This is a genomic window from Kitasatospora sp. NPDC022785, assembly GCF_055561295.1.
The window spans coordinates 364,256-381,449 of sequence record NZ_JBVHHB010000001.1 but is presented as its reverse complement, the minus strand read 5'-3'; the positions used below and the strand labels follow the sequence as shown (position 1 = coordinate 381,449).

The 17,194-nt window shown below is 74.0% G+C and carries 22 protein-coding genes; 6 read left to right on the top strand and 16 right to left on the bottom strand.

All coding sequences use genetic code 11. The features are described from left to right. Nucleotides 1–180: 180 nt before the first annotated feature. The 7 genes from ACZ3YO_RS01655 to ACZ3YO_RS01625 form a co-directional block, all read right to left on the bottom strand. Nucleotides 181–627: a DUF2752 domain-containing protein gene (locus tag ACZ3YO_RS01655; RefSeq protein WP_465563419.1), complete on the bottom strand. Its 447-nt coding sequence runs from the start codon at nucleotides 625–627 to the stop codon at nucleotides 181–183. A 99-nt stretch (nucleotides 628–726) separates the two neighbouring features. Then, complete coding sequence (locus ACZ3YO_RS01650) at nucleotides 727–969, bottom strand: HGxxPAAW family protein (RefSeq protein ID WP_396319329.1); 243 nt, start codon at nucleotides 967–969, stop codon at nucleotides 727–729. A 179-nt stretch (nucleotides 970–1,148) separates the two neighbouring features. Then, nucleotides 1,149–1,763, bottom strand: coding sequence for a TIGR02234 family membrane protein (locus ACZ3YO_RS01645; protein WP_465563416.1), 615 nt, complete (start codon nucleotides 1,761–1,763; stop codon nucleotides 1,149–1,151). Nucleotides 1,764–1,789: 26 nt separating this feature from the next. Continuing rightward, nucleotides 1,790–2,365: a Uma2 family endonuclease gene (locus ACZ3YO_RS01640; protein ID WP_465563413.1), complete on the bottom strand. Its 576-nt coding sequence runs from the start codon at nucleotides 2,363–2,365 to the stop codon at nucleotides 1,790–1,792. Between the two features lie 34 nt (nucleotides 2,366–2,399). Beyond that, nucleotides 2,400–3,920: an anthranilate synthase component I gene (locus tag ACZ3YO_RS01635; RefSeq protein WP_465563410.1), complete on the bottom strand. Its 1,521-nt coding sequence runs from the start codon at nucleotides 3,918–3,920 to the stop codon at nucleotides 2,400–2,402. A 30-nt stretch (nucleotides 3,921–3,950) separates the two neighbouring features. Then, nucleotides 3,951–4,337, bottom strand: a complete 387-nt coding sequence (gene hisI / locus ACZ3YO_RS01630) for a phosphoribosyl-AMP cyclohydrolase (protein WP_465563408.1) — start codon at nucleotides 4,335–4,337, stop codon at nucleotides 3,951–3,953. Between the two features lie 122 nt (nucleotides 4,338–4,459). Next, nucleotides 4,460–4,933 (bottom strand): hypothetical protein, encoded by a 474-nt coding sequence (locus ACZ3YO_RS01625; protein WP_465563406.1) that lies wholly within the window; start codon nucleotides 4,931–4,933, stop codon nucleotides 4,460–4,462. A 129-nt stretch (nucleotides 4,934–5,062) separates the two neighbouring features. Here ACZ3YO_RS01625 and ACZ3YO_RS01620 point away from each other — a divergent pair, with 129 nt between their 5' ends. The 3 genes from ACZ3YO_RS01620 to ACZ3YO_RS01610 all read left to right on the top strand — a co-directional run bounded on the left by ACZ3YO_RS01620 (nucleotide 5,063) and on the right by ACZ3YO_RS01610 (nucleotide 7,336). Further along, nucleotides 5,063–5,686, top strand: a complete 624-nt coding sequence (locus ACZ3YO_RS01620) for a hypothetical protein (RefSeq protein ID WP_465563404.1) — start codon at nucleotides 5,063–5,065, stop codon at nucleotides 5,684–5,686. 41 nt (nucleotides 5,687–5,727) lie between these two features. After that, nucleotides 5,728–6,390: a TIGR03085 family metal-binding protein gene (locus ACZ3YO_RS01615; RefSeq protein ID WP_465563401.1), complete on the top strand. Its 663-nt coding sequence runs from the start codon at nucleotides 5,728–5,730 to the stop codon at nucleotides 6,388–6,390. A gap of 160 nt (nucleotides 6,391–6,550) precedes the next feature. Then, complete coding sequence (locus ACZ3YO_RS01610; RefSeq protein ID WP_465563398.1) at nucleotides 6,551–7,336, top strand: VOC family protein; 786 nt, start codon at nucleotides 6,551–6,553, stop codon at nucleotides 7,334–7,336. A 64-nt stretch (nucleotides 7,337–7,400) separates the two neighbouring features. Here ACZ3YO_RS01610 and hisF read toward each other — a convergent pair whose 3' ends face one another. From hisF to hisD, 8 genes are all read right to left on the bottom strand, one after another. Continuing rightward, nucleotides 7,401–8,171, bottom strand: coding sequence for an imidazole glycerol phosphate synthase subunit HisF (hisF, locus tag ACZ3YO_RS01605; RefSeq protein ID WP_465545757.1), 771 nt, complete (start codon nucleotides 8,169–8,171; stop codon nucleotides 7,401–7,403). Next, nucleotides 8,168–8,599 carry a RidA family protein gene (locus ACZ3YO_RS01600; RefSeq protein WP_465563395.1) on the bottom strand — a complete coding sequence of 144 codons (432 nt, stop codon included), beginning with the start codon at nucleotides 8,597–8,599 and terminating at the stop codon, nucleotides 8,168–8,170. The genes hisF and ACZ3YO_RS01600 overlap by 4 nt, the downstream gene beginning before the upstream one ends. Next, on the bottom strand, nucleotides 8,596–9,321 hold the full coding sequence (priA, locus tag ACZ3YO_RS01595) for a bifunctional 1-(5-phosphoribosyl)-5-((5-phosphoribosylamino)methylideneamino)imidazole-4-carboxamide isomerase/phosphoribosylanthranilate isomerase PriA (RefSeq protein ID WP_148645547.1): 726 nt from the start codon (nucleotides 9,319–9,321) through the stop codon (nucleotides 8,596–8,598). The genes ACZ3YO_RS01600 and priA overlap by 4 nt, the downstream gene beginning before the upstream one ends. A 22-nt stretch (nucleotides 9,322–9,343) precedes the next feature. Then, nucleotides 9,344–9,979 carry an imidazole glycerol phosphate synthase subunit HisH gene (gene hisH / locus ACZ3YO_RS01590; protein ID WP_465563392.1) on the bottom strand — a complete coding sequence of 212 codons (636 nt, stop codon included), beginning with the start codon at nucleotides 9,977–9,979 and terminating at the stop codon, nucleotides 9,344–9,346. A gap of 97 nt (nucleotides 9,980–10,076) precedes the next feature. Beyond that, a complete protein-coding gene (locus ACZ3YO_RS01585) occupies nucleotides 10,077–10,229 on the bottom strand; it encodes a hypothetical protein (RefSeq protein ID WP_465545751.1) in 153 nt (50 codons plus the stop codon). Continuing rightward, the gene (gene hisB, locus ACZ3YO_RS01580) at nucleotides 10,226–10,819 is read right to left on the bottom strand and encodes an imidazoleglycerol-phosphate dehydratase HisB (protein ID WP_465563390.1); all 594 of its coding nucleotides are present in this window, start codon (nucleotides 10,817–10,819) and stop codon (nucleotides 10,226–10,228) included. Before hisB ends, ACZ3YO_RS01585 begins: the two co-directional genes overlap by 4 nt. 6 nt (nucleotides 10,820–10,825) lie before the next feature. Beyond that, on the bottom strand, nucleotides 10,826–12,007 hold the full coding sequence (locus ACZ3YO_RS01575) for a histidinol-phosphate transaminase (protein ID WP_465563389.1): 1,182 nt from the start codon (nucleotides 12,005–12,007) through the stop codon (nucleotides 10,826–10,828). After that, nucleotides 12,004–13,311: a histidinol dehydrogenase gene (gene hisD, locus ACZ3YO_RS01570; protein ID WP_465563387.1), complete on the bottom strand. Its 1,308-nt coding sequence runs from the start codon at nucleotides 13,309–13,311 to the stop codon at nucleotides 12,004–12,006. Before hisD ends, ACZ3YO_RS01575 begins: the two co-directional genes overlap by 4 nt. 91 nt (nucleotides 13,312–13,402) lie before the next feature. Between hisD and ACZ3YO_RS01565 the strand changes: the two genes are divergently transcribed. The 3 genes from ACZ3YO_RS01565 to ybaK are packed head-to-tail and all read left to right on the top strand — an operon-like array spanning nucleotide 13,403 to nucleotide 16,293. Next, nucleotides 13,403–14,983 (top strand): oxidoreductase, encoded by a 1,581-nt coding sequence (locus tag ACZ3YO_RS01565; protein WP_465563384.1) that lies wholly within the window; start codon nucleotides 13,403–13,405, stop codon nucleotides 14,981–14,983. A gap of 42 nt (nucleotides 14,984–15,025) precedes the next feature. Beyond that, nucleotides 15,026–15,754 (top strand): LON peptidase substrate-binding domain-containing protein, encoded by a 729-nt coding sequence (locus tag ACZ3YO_RS01560; RefSeq protein WP_465563381.1) that lies wholly within the window; start codon nucleotides 15,026–15,028, stop codon nucleotides 15,752–15,754. 44 nt (nucleotides 15,755–15,798) lie between these two features. Next, a complete protein-coding gene (gene ybaK / locus ACZ3YO_RS01555) occupies nucleotides 15,799–16,293 on the top strand; it encodes a Cys-tRNA(Pro) deacylase (protein ID WP_465545739.1) in 495 nt (164 codons plus the stop codon). Nucleotides 16,294–16,321: 28 nt separating this feature from the next. On the opposite strand, the gene ACZ3YO_RS01550 is transcribed toward ybaK, so the two are convergent. After that, nucleotides 16,322–17,134 carry a hypothetical protein gene (locus ACZ3YO_RS01550; RefSeq protein ID WP_465563379.1) on the bottom strand — a complete coding sequence of 271 codons (813 nt, stop codon included), beginning with the start codon at nucleotides 17,132–17,134 and terminating at the stop codon, nucleotides 16,322–16,324. Nucleotides 17,135–17,194 lie beyond the last annotated feature (60 nt).

Below are 17,194 nucleotides of genomic sequence, written 5' to 3'. Positions count from 1 at the left end.
GCCCCCATCATGTCTGCTAGTTCTGCTAGCGAGGAGCCGGACGGCCAGTGGGCCCCCGGCCCTTCGATGGTATCGGCAAGGGGGGCGCGCAGCGCATCCGCCCGGCGCGCGTCTCGCGGAACGGACGCCCCGGGGCAAGCTCCGAGCTGCGATTTCACCGTCCTCACACCGACGGCCGGGTCAGACCAGCGGCGGTGCCAGCCCGGCCCCGATCGGCAGGTTGCGCACCACCGTGAACACCAGCAGGAGCAGCGCCACCAGCGCCCAGCGCCGCGCACCGAGCGCGAGCCGCGGCGCCGGCCCGCCACTCACCGCCGCCCACACCCAGCGCACCCAGAGCACCGCCAGGACGGCGAACAGCAGCACCGCGGGCGCGTTGTCGTGCAGCGCGCCGCTGAGGTCTCCGTGGGCGAGCGCGTGGACGCAGCGCAGCCCTCCGCAGCCGGGGCACCACCAGCCGGTGAAAGCCAGGAACGGGCAGGTCGGGTAGTGCCCGGGGGCGTTCGGGTCCACCACGGCGACGAACACGGTGGGGACGGTCGCCGCGGCCAGGGCGGTCAGCGGCGCGCCCAGCCGGCGCAGGACGGGCGGCCGGGCGGAGGCGGTGGAGGAGGCGGTCACGCCCATGATTGTGCCCGCCCGGCACGCCCGGCGGGCACCGTGACACCGACCGGGGAAACGAAAACGGCGGGCGTTGACGCCCGCCGTTCACAAGGTGCCGGGAGATCAGGCGGTGGCCAGCGCGGCCTGCTCCTCGTGGGTGTACACCATCGTGCTGGGCTGCCTGCCCATGCCCGCCATCGCCATGGCCTTGCCGACCACGCCGCCGAGCAGGACGACCGCGAGGCCGGCACAGACCAGCAGCACCGACGGGAGGATCATCGCGACGCCCGCGATCGCGAAACCGACGAAGGCGATGGTCACGCCGGTCCAGGCGGCGGGGGTGTGACCGTGTGCTGCTGCTGCCATCTGATGGTGCTCCTTGGCTCTCCGGGGCCCGGCCGGGCCTGCCGGCCCCTGGCGGGTTGACGTGTCCCATTGTGCCGGGCCGCACGGCGGCGCCCCAAGGCGGGTGCTCGTCTATCGGGTCACACCGCCACGCGGCGCCCCCGGCGCGGTGCGACGCCGCGCGGGCGCGGTGCGTCGCCTCAGACCGCGGTCGGGTCCTCGCCGCGGTCCAGCGCCTTCCAGAGGTCGGCCGGGGACTCCGCGGCCTTCGCCGGCGCCTTGCGGGTGGGCGCCTCGTAGCGGCTGCCCATGGCCGGCCAGCCGCGCCCGTACCGGGCGGTGAGCAGCCCGGCCAGCGCCAGCAGCAGCCCGCCGAGCAGGGCCACCCAGGGCCAGGTGGTGTGGGCGACCTCGGTCGCGGTGGTGCCGGAGAGGGCGAGCTTGCGGGCCGCCTCGGTGTCCAGCGCGGCGGTGTCGCCGGCCCCCGCCGCGGCCGCGGCCGCCGCCCCGAGGCCGGCCAGCAGCGTCAGCAGGCCGACCGCGATCCGGCCGGCGCCGCGCACCGCGAACACCGCGACAGCCGCGGCCAGCGCCACCAGTGCCAGCCCGCCGGGCAGTTCGGAGATCTTCCCGCCGGTGACGGACACCTCCAGGGTGCCGGCCGCGCCCTCGGCCCAGACCCGGCCGACGGCGGTCAGCACCAGCACCGCGCCCAGCACGGTCAGCAGCAACATCAGGCCGAGCGTGCGCCGCCCGGGCTTCGCCCCGGCAGGGGTGGACTTGGTCTCGGCACGGGACTGGTCAGGAACGCTCACCCGTCCACTATCCCCCGACCGATGTCTCACGCCCCACCCGGGGTGGGCCGCTCGACCGGGAACTCATCGGTCTCCACCACGAGCGTCCGATCACCGAGCGGCAGGAAAAGGTCGTTTCCGAACGGAACCCGTTCCGCCTCCCGGTACGCACCGCCGCGGGACGGAGCCGTGTGGACCGTACAGTTCCCGTCCGCCGGATCGATCACCACAAAAATCGGAATCCCGCACTCCGCATAGACCCGCACCTTGGTGACGTAGTCCTTGTCCCGACCCGACGGCGAGACCACTTCGAGCACGGCCTCGACATCGTGCCACTCGTAACGCCCTCGGCCGTTGTGCTCGGCCCCCGGGGCGATCACCGCCACGTCGGGGGCGTAGCCGAAGTGTGTCGACGGGAAGTCGATCATGACGTCCGACAGGACTCGCCCGTGACCCGCGAGTTGCTTCTTGATCTGGGGCGATGCGCTGAGGATCACCTCCCACCGGCTCTCCCCCTGCGGCGTCATGATGATCCTTCCGTCCGTGATCTCCACCCGGTAACCCTTCGGAAGGTTCACGCCCTCGAGAGCGTCCCAGGCACTCGCCGTGGTCATCGCGGTCATCCTCGCCGCCTCCCTCAGCAGCTCGACGCCGTCCTCACGATAGCGGCGTCCGCAGCGTATTCGCAGTGGCCACGGCCCGCAGGACGGCGGCGGCCTTGTTGCGGCACTCGGTGTCCTCGCCGTACGGGTCCGAGTCGGCGACCACGCCCGCGCCCGCCTGGACGTACGCGGTGCCGTCGCGCAGGACGGCGGTGCGGATGGCGATCGCGGTGTCGGAGTCCCCGGCGAAGTCCAGGTAGCCGACGCAGCCGCCGTACAGGCCCCGGCGGGTGGGCTCCAGCTCCTCGATGATGCGCATCGCGCGCGGCTTCGGCGCGCCGGAGAGGGTGCCGGCCGGGAAGCAGGCGGTCAGCACGTCGAAGGCGGTCCGCCCGGGGGCGACCTTGCCGGTCACCGTGGAGACGATGTGCATGACGTGGCTGTACCGCTCGACCTGCATGAAGTCGACCACCTCGACGCTGCCCGGCTCGCAGACCCGCCCGAGGTCGTTGCGGCCCAGATCGACCAGCATCAGGTGCTCGGCCCGCTCCTTGGGGTCGGCGAGCAGCTCGGCGGCCAGCTCGGAGTCCTCGTGCGGGGTGGCGCCGCGGTGCCGGGTGCCGGCGATCGGGTGCACCATAGCCTCGCCCTCGGTGACCTTCACCAGCGCCTCCGGGCTGGAGCCGACGACGTCGAAGCCGCCCTCGGCGCCGCCGTCCGGGCCGGGGAAGCGGAACAGGTACATGTACGGGCTGGGGTTGGTGGTGCGCAGCACGCGGTAGACGTCCAGCGCGGAGGCCGGGCAGGGCGCCTCGAACCGCTGCGAGGGCACCACCTGGAACGCCTCGCCGGCCCGGATCCGCTCCTTGACCTCCTCGACGGCGGCCCGGTAGGGCTCGCCGCCGAACGGCGAGCGGACCTCGCCGGGGCCGGACGGGGTGAAGGTGGCCAGGCCCGGGTCGACCGGCCCCCGCAGGTCGGCCTCCATCGCGTCGAGCCGGGCCACCGCGTCCGCGTAGGCCTCGTCGACGCCGGTGGCCAGGTCGTTGTGGTTGACCGCGTTGGCGATCAGCAGCACCGTGCCGTCGGCGTGGTCGAGCACGGCGAGATCGGTGGCCAGCAGCATGGTCAGCTCGGGGAGCTTCAGGTCGTCCGGGTTGAGGTCGGGCAGCTTCTCCAGCCGGCGCACGACGTCGTACCCGAGGTAGCCGACCAGGCCGCCGGTGAGCGGGGGCAGGCCGTCGTCGGTGCGGCGCGGGGTGTGCAGCGTCTCCAGCGCGGCGCGCAGCACCTGGAGCGGGTCGCCGGTGGTGGGGATGCCGACCGGCGGGGCGCCGTGCCAGCGGGCGTCGCCGTCCTCGCCGGCGGTGAGCACGGCGCCGCTGCGGACGCCGACGAAGGAGTACCGGGACCAGCTGCGGCCCTGCTCGGCGGACTCCAGCAGGAAGGTGCCGGGGCGCTCGTCGGCGAGGCTGCGGTAGAGGCCGATCGGGGTGAGGCCGTCCGCGAGAAGCCTGCGGGTGACCGGGATGACCCGGGTGTCGACGGCGAGCTTGCGGAAGGCTTCGAGGTCCATGGCGGGCGGCACCTTACGGGGTAGGAGGGGTCAGGAGAGCGGGAGCACGTCGGCGTCGAAGCAGGTGCGGTCGCCGGTGTGGCAGGCGGCGCCGGTCTGGTCGACCCTGACCAGCAGGGTGTCGCCGTCGCAGTCCAGCGCGACCGACCTGACCTGCTGGACGTGGCCGGAGGTGTCGCCCTTGACCCAGTACTCGCGGCGGCTGCGGCTCCAGTAGGTGCAGCGGCCGGTGGTGAGGGTGCGGTGCAGCGCCTCGTCGTCCATCCAGCCCAGCATCAGCACCTCGCCGGTGTCGTACTGCTGCGCGATGGCCGGGAGCAGGCCGTCGTCGGTGCGCTTGAGCCGCGCGGCGATCGCGGGGTCCAGGGCGGTGGAGCCGGGGATGGCGGGTGTGTTGGGGGTGGCGGGGGTGGACATGGGGCCATTGTGTCAGCCCGGCCCGGCCCGGAGGTCCCCCGGCCGGATCCCGGCCCGGCCCGGGACCGCCACCGCCGGGGAGCGGCCCGCCGGCGCAGGCCCCGGCCGCTCAGTGCGGCCGCTCAGTGCGGCCGCTCGCAGCCGGCCGGCCAGATCCGGTGCACGAACAGCCCGGCCCGTCGGGCCAGTTCGGCGACCCGTGCGGGCTCGCTGCCGGATCCGCCGTCCCAGACCGCGATCAGCTCGTCGATCATGCCGACCACGGCCCGCCCGGTGTCGTCACCGAGGCCGCCGTGCTCGGCGGCGGCCAGCCGGTGGACGGCGTTGGCCTCGTTCATCAGCCGCAGCCGGGTGCCCCGGTGCGTGTCGTCGGCGCGGCCGACGACGGGCGCCCCGGCGGGGACGATGACCTCCAGCTTGCCGCCGTGCTCCAGCACGGAGTCGGCGAACCAGGTCTCCGGGCCCTCGTCCGCGCAGGTGACGCCGACCAGTTCGTACGGGCCGAAGGTGGTGACCAGCTTCCAGAGGTCCCCTCGGACCAGCATCTCGGTGATGCCCCCCGACAGGCCCCGGTGACCGGTGATTCCGACGCGCATCCGCCTACTCCTGGGATCGTGTCGTGCCGCCGGGAAGCCTAGCCGACTCCCGCGCAGGGAGCCGGTCTGCTCGTACGAGTTGTGCCAACCGCCTGCCGGGCGGCCCCGGCGTGGGCCATCCTCGTGGCCATGACCTCCGAGCAGCCGCCCCCCGGGCAGTCGGGCCCCGGGCCGTCGGTCTCCGCGCAGCCGGCCGGAGCCGGCGCCGCCCGTCCGTCGCGGGGCCTGGTCCTCGCCGTCTCCGCCGTGCTGGCCGTGCTGCTCGCGGTGGTGGCCACCGTGCTGCTCTGGCCGGAGAAGAAGCCGGCCGCGCTGCCGCCCCCGCCCGCCCCGAGCGTCAGCACTCCGGTCCCGACCCCGACGCCCACCCCCACGCCCACGCCGACGCCCACCAAGGCGGTGCCGTACACCTTCTTCACGGCCGGCTCCTGCTTCGACCACCCGCAGCTGAACAAGTCGGTCACCAAGCCGGAGGCGCGCCCCTGCGAGGGCGCGCACGACGGCGAGGCGATCGGCAACCCGCAGCTCCCGGACGGGCTGACCGGCGACAGCCAGATCAGCAAGGCGATGCGGGACGGCTGCAAGGAGGCCCAGGCCGCGGCGGACGCCCGCCAGGGCGGCGGCGGGCCGTACTACGGCTACCCGTTCGGCCCGTCGATGACCTTCTACCAGCAGGGCTGGCGGGACTACACCTGCACCCTGACGGCCAGCAACCACCCGGGCGGCACTCGGCTCACGGGCCACCTGAAGTAGGGCCGGCCGACACGCCGTCCGGCACGCCCTACGCTGTGGCCATGTCGAACCATGCCCTCGCCGAGCGCCACCGGCTGGCCGAACTGCTGGCCGCCGCCGGGCCGGACGCGCCCACCCTCTGCGCCGGGTGGTCCACCCGGGACCTCGCCGCCCACCTGGTGGTCCGGGAGAGCCGGCCGGACGCCGCGGCGGGCATCCGCCTCGGCCCGCTGGCCGGCTGGACCCACCAGGTCCAGAGCGGGTACGCCGAGCGCCCCTACGAGGAGCTGGTGCGGCGGTTCCGGTCCGGCCCGCCGCTGCTCTCGCTGTTCGCCCTGCCCGGCGCCGACGAGGCCGCCAACACCGTCGAGTACTTCGTCCACGCCGAGGACATCCGCCGCGCGGGCCCGCAGTGGCAGCCGCAGGCGGTGCCGCCGGGGCGGGCCGCGGCGCTCTGGCGCCGGCTGCCGCTGCTGGCCCGGCTGGAGGCGGGCCGCCGCTCCCCCGCCCGGCTGGAGCTGCGCCGCCCGGACGGGCAGAGCGTGACCGTCGGCCCAGCGGGCGCTCCGACCGTGCGGATCACCGGCGAGCCCGGCGAGCTCGTGCTGTTCGTCTACGGCCGCGGCGAGCGGACGGAGCTGTCGGTGGACGGTCCGCCGGACGCCGTCACCGCCCTGCGGCACGTGCTCCCGCTGCCCCCGGCGGAGCCCGTGGCCGGCGCGTAGCGGGAGTCCCCCGCACGGCCGGGGGCCTGCGGCGCGTCGGCGGCGCCCCGGCTGCGGATGCCGGTACCGGGGTGCAGACTCGCAGATGGCCGGGGTGGGGTGCGCCCACGCCCCCACGAACCCGCCCGGCCGTCCCTTCCCGTCGAAGGAGCACCACCCCATGCTCACCACCGACTTTCCCACCGGCGCGCCCTGCTGGATCGACCTCGGCAGCCCGGACCCCGCCGCGGCCGCCGCCTTCTACGGCGCGGTGTTCGGCTGGACGTTCCAGGCTCTCGGCCCGGAGGCCGGCGGCTACGGCTTCCTTCAGGCCGACGGTAAGACCGTGGCCGCCGTCGGGCCGCTCACCGAGGAGGGTGCGAAGTCCACCTGGACGACGTACTTCAAGACGCCGGACGCGGACGCCACCGCCAAGGCCGTCGAGCAGGCCGGCGGCGCCGTCCGGGTCGCGCCGTTCGACGTCATGGAGGCCGGGCGGATGGCCCAGCTCACCGACCCGCAGGGCGCCCGGTTCGCGATCTGGCAGGCGGGCACCACCCAGGGCCTGGACGCGGTGTCCACCGACAACGCGCTGGTCTGGGTGGAGCTGCACACCACCGACCAGGCGGCCGGCCTCGGCTTCTACCGGACGCTCTTCGGCTGGCGCTCGGAGAAGTTCCCGGCACCGGGGATGGAGTACCTGGTGGTCTCCACCGCCGACGGCGACCAGCGGGCCACCAGCTTCGGCGGCATCGCCCCGGTGATGGGCGAGGGCCAGCCGCCGTCCTGGACGCCGTACTTCGCCACCGAAGTGGTGGACGAGCTGGTCGAGCGGGGGCGGTCGGCCGGCGGCACCGTGATGATGGGCCCGGAGCAGGTCCCGGACGTCGGCCGGATCGCCTGGCTGGCGGACCCGTTCGGCGCGCCGTTCGCCCTGATCAAGGGCGAGCCGCCGAAGGAGTCCTGAGCGCGGAGAAGAGCGGGCCCGCCCACCACGAGGGAACACATCGTGGCGGGCGGGCCCTCGCGCGTCACCGTACGGGGTGGCCGGCCTCGCGCAGCGCGGCCTTGACCTCGCCGATCCGCAGGTCGCCGAAGTGGAAGACGCTGGCGGCCAGCACCGCGTCCGCGCCGGCCTCCACCGCCGGGGCGAAGTCGGCTGCCTTGCCCGCGCCGCCGGAGGCGATCACCGGGACGGAGACGGTCTTGCGGACGGCCCGGATCATGTCCAGGTCGTAGCCGTCCTTGGTGCCGTCCGCGTCCATCGAGTTGAGCAGGATCTCGCCCGCGCCCAGCTCGGCGGCCCGGCCGGCCCACTCGACGGCGTCCAGGCCGGTGCCCTTGCGTCCGCCGTGGGTGGTGACCTCGAAGCCGGACGGCGTCTCGGTGCCCTCCGGGCAGCGCCGGGCGTCCACCGACAGCACCAGCACCTGGCGGCCGAAGCGCTGCGCGATCTCGCGGATCAGCTCCGGGCGGGCGATCGCCGCGGTGTTGACGCCGACCTTGTCGGCGCCGGCCCGCAGCAGCTTGTCGACATCCTCGACGGCGCGGATGCCGCCGCCGACGGTGAGCGGGATGAAGACCTGCTCGGCGGTGCGGCGCACCACGTCGTAGGTGGTCTCGCGGTCCCCCGAGGAGGCGGTGATGTCGAGGAAGGTGAGCTCGTCGGCGCCCTCGGCGTCGTAGAGCTTGGCCATCTCGACCGGGTCGCCGGCGTCGCGCAGGTTCTGGAAGTTGACGCCCTTGACCACTCGGCCGGCGTCGACGTCCAGGCAGGGGATGACTCGTACTGCGAGGGTCACGGCTGTTTGCCTTCCAGGGTGCTTGCGAGCCCGGCGCGGTAGGCGTCGAGTTCGACCTCGACCATCATCCGGGAGTCGATCAGTCCGGCGACCACCACCATGGTGGCGACCGGGCGGGCGGCGTCGAAGAGGGTGTGGTGGGCGCGGCCCACCTCGTCGGCGTCGCGGACGTGGGTGATGTACATCCGGGTGCGGACCACGTCGTCCGCGGTCAGGCCGTACGCGGCCAGGGCCTGGAGGCCGACGCCGAAGGCGGCGAGGGTCTGCCCGTACGGGTCGCCCTCGTGCTCGATCTTCCCGTCGACCCAGGCGGTGGAGCCGGCCACGTGCACGTGGTCCCCGGCCGCGACCGCCCGCGAGTAGCCGAACTGCCCCTCCCAGGGGGAGAATCCGGCGACCCGGCCGCGTACGATCTGACGTTCCGTCATCCTGAAACCGCCTCCAGGGCCTCTTCGAGGGTGAACTTCTGCTCGTAGAGTGCCTTGCCCACGATGGCGCCCTCGACTCCCTCGCCGACCAGCGTGGCGATGGCGCGCAGGTCGTCCAGCGAGGAGACGCCGCCGGAGGCGACGACCGGCTTGTCGGTGGCGGCGCAGACGTCGCGCAGCAGCTGGAGGTTGGGGCCGGTCAGGGTGCCGTCCCGGTTGACGTCGGTGACGACGTAGCGGGCGCAGCCCTCGGCGTCCAGGCGGGCCAGCACGTCGAAGAGCTGGCCGCCGTCGCGGGTCCAGCCGCGGCCGCGCAGGGTGGTGCCGACCACGTCGAGGCCGACGGCGATCTTGTCACCGTGCTCGGCGATGACCTTGGCGACCCACTCGGGGCTCTCCAGCGCGGCGGTGCCCAGGTTGACCCGGGTGCAGCCGGTGGCGAGGGCGGCGGCCAGCGACTCGTCGTCGCGGATGCCGCCGGAGAGCTCGACCTTGATGTCCAGCGCGCCGGTGACCTCGCGGAGCAGGTCGCGGTTGGAGCCGGTGCCGAAGGCGGCATCCAGGTCGACCAGGTGGAGCCACTCGGCGCCGGCGTTCTGCCAGGCGAGGGCGGCGGCGAGCGGCTCGCCGAAGGAGGTCTCGGTGCCGGAGGCGCCCTTGACCAGGCGGACGGCCTGGCCGTCCCGGACGTCGACGGCGGGGAGCAGTTCGAGGCGGCTCATGGTGTTGACAACTCTCAGATCGTCAGAGGGTGTTGACCCAGTTGGTCAGCAGGGCGGCGCCGGCGTCGCCGGACTTCTCGGGGTGGAACTGGGTGGCCCAGAGCGGGCCGTTCTCGACGGCCGCGACGAAGGGCCGGCCGTGGGTGGACCAGGTGACCAGCGGGGCGTTGATCCGCGCGCTGTGCACCTCCAGGTCCCAGGTGCGCACCCCGTAGGAGTGCACGAAGTAGAAGCGGGTGTCGGCGTCCATCCCGGCGAACATCCGGCTGCCCTCGGGGGCGTCCACGGTGTTCCAGCCCATGTGCGGGACGACCGGCGCGTCCAGCGGCTCGACGGTGCCCGGCCACTCGTCGCAGCCGGCCGTCTCCACGCCGTGCTCGACCCCCTTCTCGAAGAGGATCTGCATGCCGACGCAGATGCCCATGACCGGGCGGCCCCCGGCGAGGCGGCGGCCGACGAGCCAGTCACCGCGGACGGCCTTCAGCCCGCGCATGCAGGCCTCGAAGGCGCCGACGCCGGGGACGAGCAGGCCGTCCGCCTCCATGGCGGTCCGGAAGTCGGAGGTGACGGTGACGGTCGCGCCGGTGCGCTCGACTGCGCGCTGGGCCGAGCGGAGGTTCCCCGACCCGTAGTCGAGTACGACGACGTTCTTGCCCATGTTCAGGTGTCCATCTTCTTGGCGACTGCGCAGCCCCGGGGGCCACGTGGTCTTGGCGGCTACTCGGCGGTTTCCGAAGCGGCTCTGTACGGCGCCGTCACAGGCGCATGACGCCGGAGGCCAGGCAGAGCACCGAGCCTATGGCGAGCACGGCGATGACGCCCTTCGGAATCTTCTGCTTCCAGAACGAGATCACCCCGCCCGCCAGGAAGAGTCCGACGAAGATGAGGATCATCGAGGCCTTGCTCACAGCGCACCCTTGGTCGAGGGGAGGATGCCGGCCGCGCGCGGGTCGCGCTCGGCGGCGTAGCGCAGCGCCCGGGCCAGTGCCTTGAACTGGCACTCCACGATGTGGTGGGCGTTGCGTCCGTAGGGTACGTGGACGTGCAGGGCGACCTGCGCCTGGGCCACGAACGACTCCAGGATGTGCCGGGTCATGGTGGTGTCGTAGCTGCCGATCATCGGCGCCATGTGCTCCGGCTCGGTGTGCACCAGGTAGGGGCGGCCGGAGAGGTCCACGGTGACCTGGGCGAGCGACTCGTCCAGCGGCACGGTGCAGTTGCCGAAGCGGTAGATGCCGACCTTGTCGCCGAGCGCCTGCTTGAAGGCGGCGCCCAACGCGAGGGCGGTGTCCTCGATGGTGTGGTGGGTGTCGATGTGCAGGTCGCCGTCGGTCTTCACGGTGAGGTCGAAGAGGCCGTGGCGGCCGAGCTGGTCGAGCATGTGGTCGTAGAACCCGACGCCCGTGGAGATGTCGGTCTTGCCGGTGCCGTCGAGGTCTATCTCGACCAGGACCGAGGTCTCCTTGGTGGTGCGCTCAACGCGTCCGATACGGGACATACGGGGTTACAGCTCCTGACTGGCTGCGCGCGCGGAGCGCGGTCCTTCAAGGGTGGGGGTGGGCCTGGGCCCCTCCTGCCCGATGGCGGGCAAGGACGGGGGGAGGGCGGTGCGGACGGCGTCAAGGAACGCGTCGTTCTCGGCGGGGGTGCCGGCGGTGACGCGCAGCCACCCGGGGACACCGTTGTCCCGGACGAGGACGCCGCGGTCGAGGATGGCCTGCCAGACGGCGTGGGCGTCCGCGAAGCGGCCGAACTGGACGAAGTTGGCGTCCGAGTCGGTCACCTCCAGGCCCAGTGCGCGCAGCGCGTCGACCAGCCGGTCGCGCTCGGCCTTGAGCCGGCCGACGTATCCGAGCAGGGTGTCGGTGTGCTCCAGGCAGGCCAGCGCGGTGGCCTGGGTGACGGCCGACAGGTGGTACGGCAGGCGGACCAGCTGCACCGCGTCCACCACGGCCGCGTCGGCGGCCAGGTAGCCCAGGCGCAGGCCGGCCGCGCCGAAGGCCTTGGACATGGTGCGGGTGACCACCAGGTTGGGGCGGCCCTCCAGCAGCGGCAGCAGGGAGGCGCGGTGCGAGAACTCGACGTACGCCTCATCCACGATCACCAGGCTGGGCCGGGCGGCCTGCGCCGCCTCGTAGAGCCGCAGCACGGTGTCGGCGGCGACGGCGGTGCCGGTCGGGTTGTTCGGCGAGCAGACGAAGACCACGTCGGGCCGCTGCTCGGCGATGGCCGCGACGGCGGCCTCCACGTCGATGGTGAAGTCCTCGTTGCGCGGGCCGGAGATCCAGTCGGTGCCGGTGCCGCGGGAGATCAGGGCGTGCATCGAGTACGAGGGCTCGAAGCCGATCGCGGTGCGGCCGGGGCCGCCGAAGGTCTGGAGCAGCTGCTGGAGGATCTCGTTGGAGCCGTTGGCGGCCCAGACCTGCTCGCGGGTGCGGGCGAAGCCGGTGGTCCTGGTCAGGTAGGCGGACAGGCCCTCGCGCAGCTCGACCGCGTCCCGGTCGGGGTAGCGGTTGAGGTTGCGGGCGGCCTCGGCGACGCGCTCGGCGATCCTGGCCACCAGCTCCTCGGGGAGCTGGTACGGGTTCTCGTTGGTGTTCAGCTGGACGGGCACGTCCAGCTGCGGGGCGCCGTACGGGGTCTGTCCGCGCAGTTCGTCGCGGATGGGGAGGTCGTCGATCTTCACGCGCCCGGCACACTCCAGTCGAATCGGGCCTTGATCGCGTCACCGTGACCGGGCAGGTCCTCGGCGTCGGCGAGGTTGACGACGTGCGCGGCGATACCGGCCAGCGCCTCGCGGTCGTACTCGACGACCTGGACGCCGCGCAGGAAGGTCTGCACGGAGAGCCCGGAGGAGTGGCAGGCGCAGCCTCCGGTGGGCAGCACGTGGTTGGAGCCGGCCGCGTAGTCACCCAGCGAGACCGGCGTCCACCGGCCGATGAAGATCGCGCCGGCGTTGCGGACCTTCGCGGCGACGGCGTGCGCGTCCCGGGTCTGGATCTCCAGGTGCTCGGCGGCGTACGCGTTGACGACCTGAAGGCCCTGCTCCAGGGAGTCGACCAGGATGATGCCGGACTGCCGGCCGCCCAGGGCCTCGGCCACCCGCTCGCTGTGCTTGGTCCGGGCGACCTGCGTCTTCAGCTCGGCCTCCACCGCGTCGGCCAGCCCGGTCGAGTCGGTGACCAGCACCGAGCCGGACGTCGGGCCGTGCTCGGCCTGGCTGATCAGGTCGGCGGCGACGTCCACCGGGTCGGCGCTGTCGTCGGCGAGGACGGCGATCTCGGTCGGGCCGGCCTCGGAGTCGATGCCGATCCGGCCGGCGAAGTAACGCTTGGCGGCGGCCACGTAGATGTTGCCCGGGCCGGTGACCATGTTGACCGGCTCGCACTCCTCGGTGCCGAGCGCGAACATGGCGACCGCCTGGGCGCCGCCGACCGCGTACACCTCGGTGACGCCGAGCAGCGCGCAGGCCGCCAGGATGGTCGGGTGCACCCGGCCGCCGAAGGCCTTCTGCGGCGGCGAGGTCACCGCGATGCCCTGGACGCCCGCCTCCTGGGCCGGCACCACGTTCATCACGACGGAGGACGGGTAGACGGCCAGGCCGCCCGGCACGTACAGGCCGACGCGGTCCACCGGCACCCAGCGCTGGGTGACCGTGCCGCCCGGCACCACCTGGGTGGTGTGTCCGGTGCGGCGCTGGTCGGCGTGGACGAGGCGGGCGCGGCGGATCGACTCCTCCAGCGCGGCGCGCACCTTCGGGTCCAGCGTCTCCAGGGCCTCGGCGATCTGCCCGGCGGGCACCCGGGTGGACTCCAGCCGCACACCGTCGAACCGCTCGGTGATCTCGATCAGCGCCGCGACCCCGCGATGGTGCACGTCCTCGGCGATCGGCCGCACCTTCTCCAGGGCGGCCGCGACGTCGAAGTCGGCACGGGGCAGCAGGTCGCGCGGGTCGTCGAGGGATCCGCGCAGGTCGATTCGAGAGATCACGCCACCCAGTGTAAGGAGTGGCCGGAACCGACGGCCCCGCATTTCAGTCCGTGATACGAAAGGCGAGACGACCGGGGGAGACGGGGGAACGATGGCGGAGCGGGCACCGGACGGCTGGACACCGGTGGAGCAGGGCTTGTGGGAGGCGTTCCGGCAGGGCCGGGTGTACGACCTGCGCACGGGCGACGCCGACCAGGACGACCCGTTCGGCGGGGCGGCCTGGGGCCCGGAGCGCACGGTCCGCGCCGAGGTGCTCTCCCGGCTGCTGCTGGCCGGGCCGGCCGCCGCCCCTGGCCGGGTCGCCTCGCTCAAGCTGACCGGCATCAAGGTCACCGGCCCGCTGCGGCTGGCCGGCGCCACCATCGGCCACTACGTCGAGGTGCACGACTGCCGCTTCGAGCAGAAGATCCTGATCTCCGAGGCCGAGGCCGGCACGCTGCGGTTCGTCAGCTGTCTGATCCCCCGCCTGGAGGCCTCCCGCCTCGCCACCTCCGGCGATCTGCACCTGGCCCGCTGCCGAATACCCGAGGGCGTCCGGCTCACCGACGCCCGGATCGGCACCGACCTGCTGCTCAACCAGGCCGTGCTGGGCGGCGACCGGTTCGGCCGGGCGCTCTCCGCCGACGGCATGGCCGTCAGTCAGGACTTCGAGGCCGACCGGCTGGAGTCCCGCGGCGAGGTCAGCCTGCGCACCGGCCGGATCGGCGGCCGGCTCTCGCTGCGCGGCGCCCAGCTGCACGCCGTCCCGGAGAACCACACCGCGCTGAACCTGGTCCGGGTCACCGTCGGCCACACCCTGTACCTCAGCGGCTCGGCGGACGGCGGCTGGTACGGCTCGCAGACCTACTACGGCTCCGGCTACGGCGAGATACCGCCGGCCGGCGCCCCCAGCACCCCGTTCCGGGCCCACGGGCGGGTCCGCCTCTCCGACGGCCGGTTCGAGGCCGCCTGCCTGCTCTCCGACGCCGAGTTCCGCCTCGGCCCGGACGACGAGCTGGCCCTGCGCCGCATCCAGACCCCCGAGCTGCGGTTCACCTGCCGCTTCCCCGACGGCGGCACCGTCTCGCTCTCCCGCGCCCGGGTCGGCAACCTGGTCGACGCGCCCGGCTCCTGGCCGCAGGGCAAGCAGCTCGGCCTCACCGGCTTCACCTACGAGTGCCTGCGCCCGGCCGTCCCGTTCACCGTCCAGCAGCGGATCGCCTGGCTGGAGGGCTCCTCGGTGGACTTCCAGCCCGAGTCCTACGAGCAGCTGGCCGCCGCCCTGCGCCGCGACGGCGCCGACGACGACGCCCGCGAGGTGCTCTACGCCAAGCAGCGCCGCCGCCGGCAGACCCTGCCGCTGCCCGCCCGGATCTGGGGCCGGATCCAGGACGTCACCGTCGGCTACGGCTTCCGCCCCGGCCGGGCCGCGCTCTGGCTGCTCCTCGCCTGGGCCCTGGGCAGCATCTACTTCGCCACCCACCGGCTGCAGCCGCTCAAGGCCGACGAACGGCCGCACTGGGACCCGGTGCTGTACGCCCTCGGCCAGCTGCTGCCCGTCGTCGACCTCGGCCAGCAGGGCTGGAACCCCGGCGGCGCCGACCAGTGGGTCGCCTCCGGCCTGGTGATCGTCGGCTGGATCCTCGCCACCACCGTCGCCGCCGGAGCCACCCGGATGCTCCAGCGCGGATAACCCCCGGGCGTATTCACCGCTCGGGGAACTACGCTGTCCGCCGTGACAGAACGGCTGCCGCTCTTCCCGCTGAACACCGTGCTCTACCCGGGCCTGGTGCTGCCCCTGAACGTCTTCGAGGAGCGCTACCGCCGTCTGCTGGCCGATCTGCTCGCCCTCCCCGAGGACGAGCCGCGCCGGTTCGGCGTGCTCGCCATCAAGGACGGCCGCGAGGTCGCGCCGGTCCGCCCCGACGACGGCCCGGCCGGACCGCTCGACGGCCTCGGCACCGTCACCGGCGACCCGCTGGAGGCCCTGCACCACGTCGGCTGCGTCGCCGACGTCGCCTCCGCCCAGGAGCAGCCCGACGGCCGGTACGAACTGCTGGTCACCGGCACCACCCGGTTCCGGCTCCGCTCGGTGGACACCGGCGGACCGTACCTGACCGGCGAGATCGAGCCGATCGAGGAGGAGCCCGGCGAGGGCGCGAGCGTGCTCGCCGCCGGCGTCGAACGGGCCTTCCGCGCCTACCAGAAGCGGCTGGCCGGCGCCCGCGAGGCCAGCACGGTCGGCCACCAGGAGCTCCCGGACGACCCGCAGGTGCTCTCCTACCTGGTGGCCGCCGCCTCGGTGTTCGAGACCCCGGTCAAGCAGGGGCTGCTCGCCTGCCCCGACACCGCGCAGCGGCTGCGCAGCGAGCTGGAGCTGCTGCGGCGCGAGACGGCCGTGCTCAGCTGGCTGCCCTCGCTCCCGGCGGTGGACCTCACCCGCCAGTCGTTCAGCCCGAACTGAGCCCGCCTCCCGAGCCCGCCTTCCCGTTCCCGGAGACCTCCACCATGGCCAAGAAGCCCAGGAAGGGCGGCCAGGGCACCCCCGCCACGGTCGCCCTCGAGCACGCCGCCGTCGCGTTCACCGTGCACGCCTACGAGCACGACCCGGCCGCCGCCTCCTACGGCGGCGAGGCCGCCGAGGCGCTCGGCATCTCCGCCGACCGGGTCTTCAAGACGCTGGTCGCCGACGTCGACGGTGTCCTGACCGTGGGCGTCGTCCCGGTGGCCGGCCGGCTCGACCTCAAGGCGCTCGCGGCGGCGGTCGGCGGCAAGCGGGCGGCGATGGCCGACCCGGCCGCCGCCGAGCGCAGCAGCGGCTACGTCCTCGGCGGCATCTCCCCGCTCGGCCAGCGCCGCCCGCTGCGCACCGTGCTGGACGACAGCGCCCTCGCCCACCCGACGGTCTACGTCTCGGCCGGCCGCCGCGGCCTGGAGGTCGAACTCGCCCCCGCCGACCTCGTCACCGTCACCGGCGCCCTGACGGCCCCGATCGGCCGCTGACTCCCGGGCCGAGGGCCGGGGCGCGGCGTCAGGGCTTGCGCTCCTCCTGCGGCAGCGCGTCCTGCGGCTGCCCCGCCGAGCCCGGCGGCGTCCCCGGGGGTACGCCCGGCTGCGCGTCCACGGGCCGGGGCGCGTCGTACGGCCCGGCCCAGTACGGCGGCGGGTCCTCCTCGCGCTTGCCGAACGCCGCCGACAGCGCCAGCAGCACCACCATCGCCGCCATCGGCCAGGCCAGCAGCGCCCCGTACGCCCCCAGGTCGATGTCGGCGTTGAAGTGCCCGCCGTTGCCGACCCGCCGGGCCTCGGCGACCAGGTCGCTGCCCGGGCCGAGCCGGCGGCCCAGCGACCACGCGCCCACCGAGGCCAGCAGGCCGCCGACCGCGAGGCCGACCGCGACCGCGATCCCGCCGCCGCGGCGGCGGGTGACCAGGAAGGCCCCGAGCGCGGTCAGGATGCCCATGCCCAGCCCGATGAGCACGAAGACGCTGTCGGCGCCGGCCCGCTGCTCGCCCTCCGGGTCGCCGTAGAGGATCTTGTTGCCGTCGACCACCAGCGGCACCTTCGGCGCCAGCCACGCCCAGAGGGCGGCCATCGCCACGCCGAGCACCAGGCAGACCAGCAGCGTGATCGCGCCGACCTTCAGCTCGGGCCGCAGCCGTTCCAGCACCGGCTGCCGTTCCGGGCCGGTGTGCACGCCCGCCGGCAGGGGCGGGATGCCCGCGGCGTCCGGGGCCGGCGGCGCGTACGGGTTCGGGGCGGCGGCCGGGCCCTGGCCGGCGGTGTCCGCGTCGGTGCCCGCAGCCGCGTGCAGGGGATCCGGAGGTGTGTTCGGTACGGTCACGGGCCCATCGTTTCACGACAGCCGCCCGAACGGCCCCGCCACCCGCACCGCGGACACCGG

Coding starts and splice junctions, on each gene's coding strand:
- ACZ3YO_RS01615 (WP_465563401.1), top strand. CDS start 5,728: ATGTCGAACCATGCCCTCGCCGAGCGCCACCGGCTGGCCGAACTGCTG.
- priA (WP_148645547.1), bottom strand. CDS start 9,321: ATGAGCCGCCTCGAACTGCTCCCCGCCGTCGACGTCCGGGACGGCCAG.
- ACZ3YO_RS01610 (WP_465563398.1), top strand. CDS start 6,551: ATGCTCACCACCGACTTTCCCACCGGCGCGCCCTGCTGGATCGACCTC.
- ACZ3YO_RS01635 (WP_465563410.1), bottom strand. CDS start 3,920: ATGGACCTCGAAGCCTTCCGCAAGCTCGCCGTCGACACCCGGGTCATC.
- hisI (WP_465563408.1), bottom strand. CDS start 4,337: ATGTCCACCCCCGCCACCCCCAACACACCCGCCATCCCCGGCTCCACC.
- ACZ3YO_RS01620 (WP_465563404.1), top strand. CDS start 5,063: ATGACCTCCGAGCAGCCGCCCCCCGGGCAGTCGGGCCCCGGGCCGTCG.
- ACZ3YO_RS01655 (WP_465563419.1), bottom strand. CDS start 627: ATGGGCGTGACCGCCTCCTCCACCGCCTCCGCCCGGCCGCCCGTCCTG.
- ACZ3YO_RS01650 (WP_396319329.1), bottom strand. CDS start 969: ATGGCAGCAGCAGCACACGGTCACACCCCCGCCGCCTGGACCGGCGTG.
- ACZ3YO_RS01565 (WP_465563384.1), top strand. CDS start 13,403: ATGGCGGAGCGGGCACCGGACGGCTGGACACCGGTGGAGCAGGGCTTG.
- ACZ3YO_RS01625 (WP_465563406.1), bottom strand. CDS start 4,933: ATGCGCGTCGGAATCACCGGTCACCGGGGCCTGTCGGGGGGCATCACC.
- hisH (WP_465563392.1), bottom strand. CDS start 9,979: ATGGGCAAGAACGTCGTCGTACTCGACTACGGGTCGGGGAACCTCCGC.
- ybaK (WP_465545739.1), top strand. CDS start 15,799: ATGGCCAAGAAGCCCAGGAAGGGCGGCCAGGGCACCCCCGCCACGGTC.
- ACZ3YO_RS01640 (WP_465563413.1), bottom strand. CDS start 2,365: ATGACCGCGATGACCACGGCGAGTGCCTGGGACGCTCTCGAGGGCGTG.
- ACZ3YO_RS01600 (WP_465563395.1), bottom strand. CDS start 8,599: ATGACGGAACGTCAGATCGTACGCGGCCGGGTCGCCGGATTCTCCCCC.
- hisB (WP_465563390.1), bottom strand. CDS start 10,819: ATGTCCCGTATCGGACGCGTTGAGCGCACCACCAAGGAGACCTCGGTC.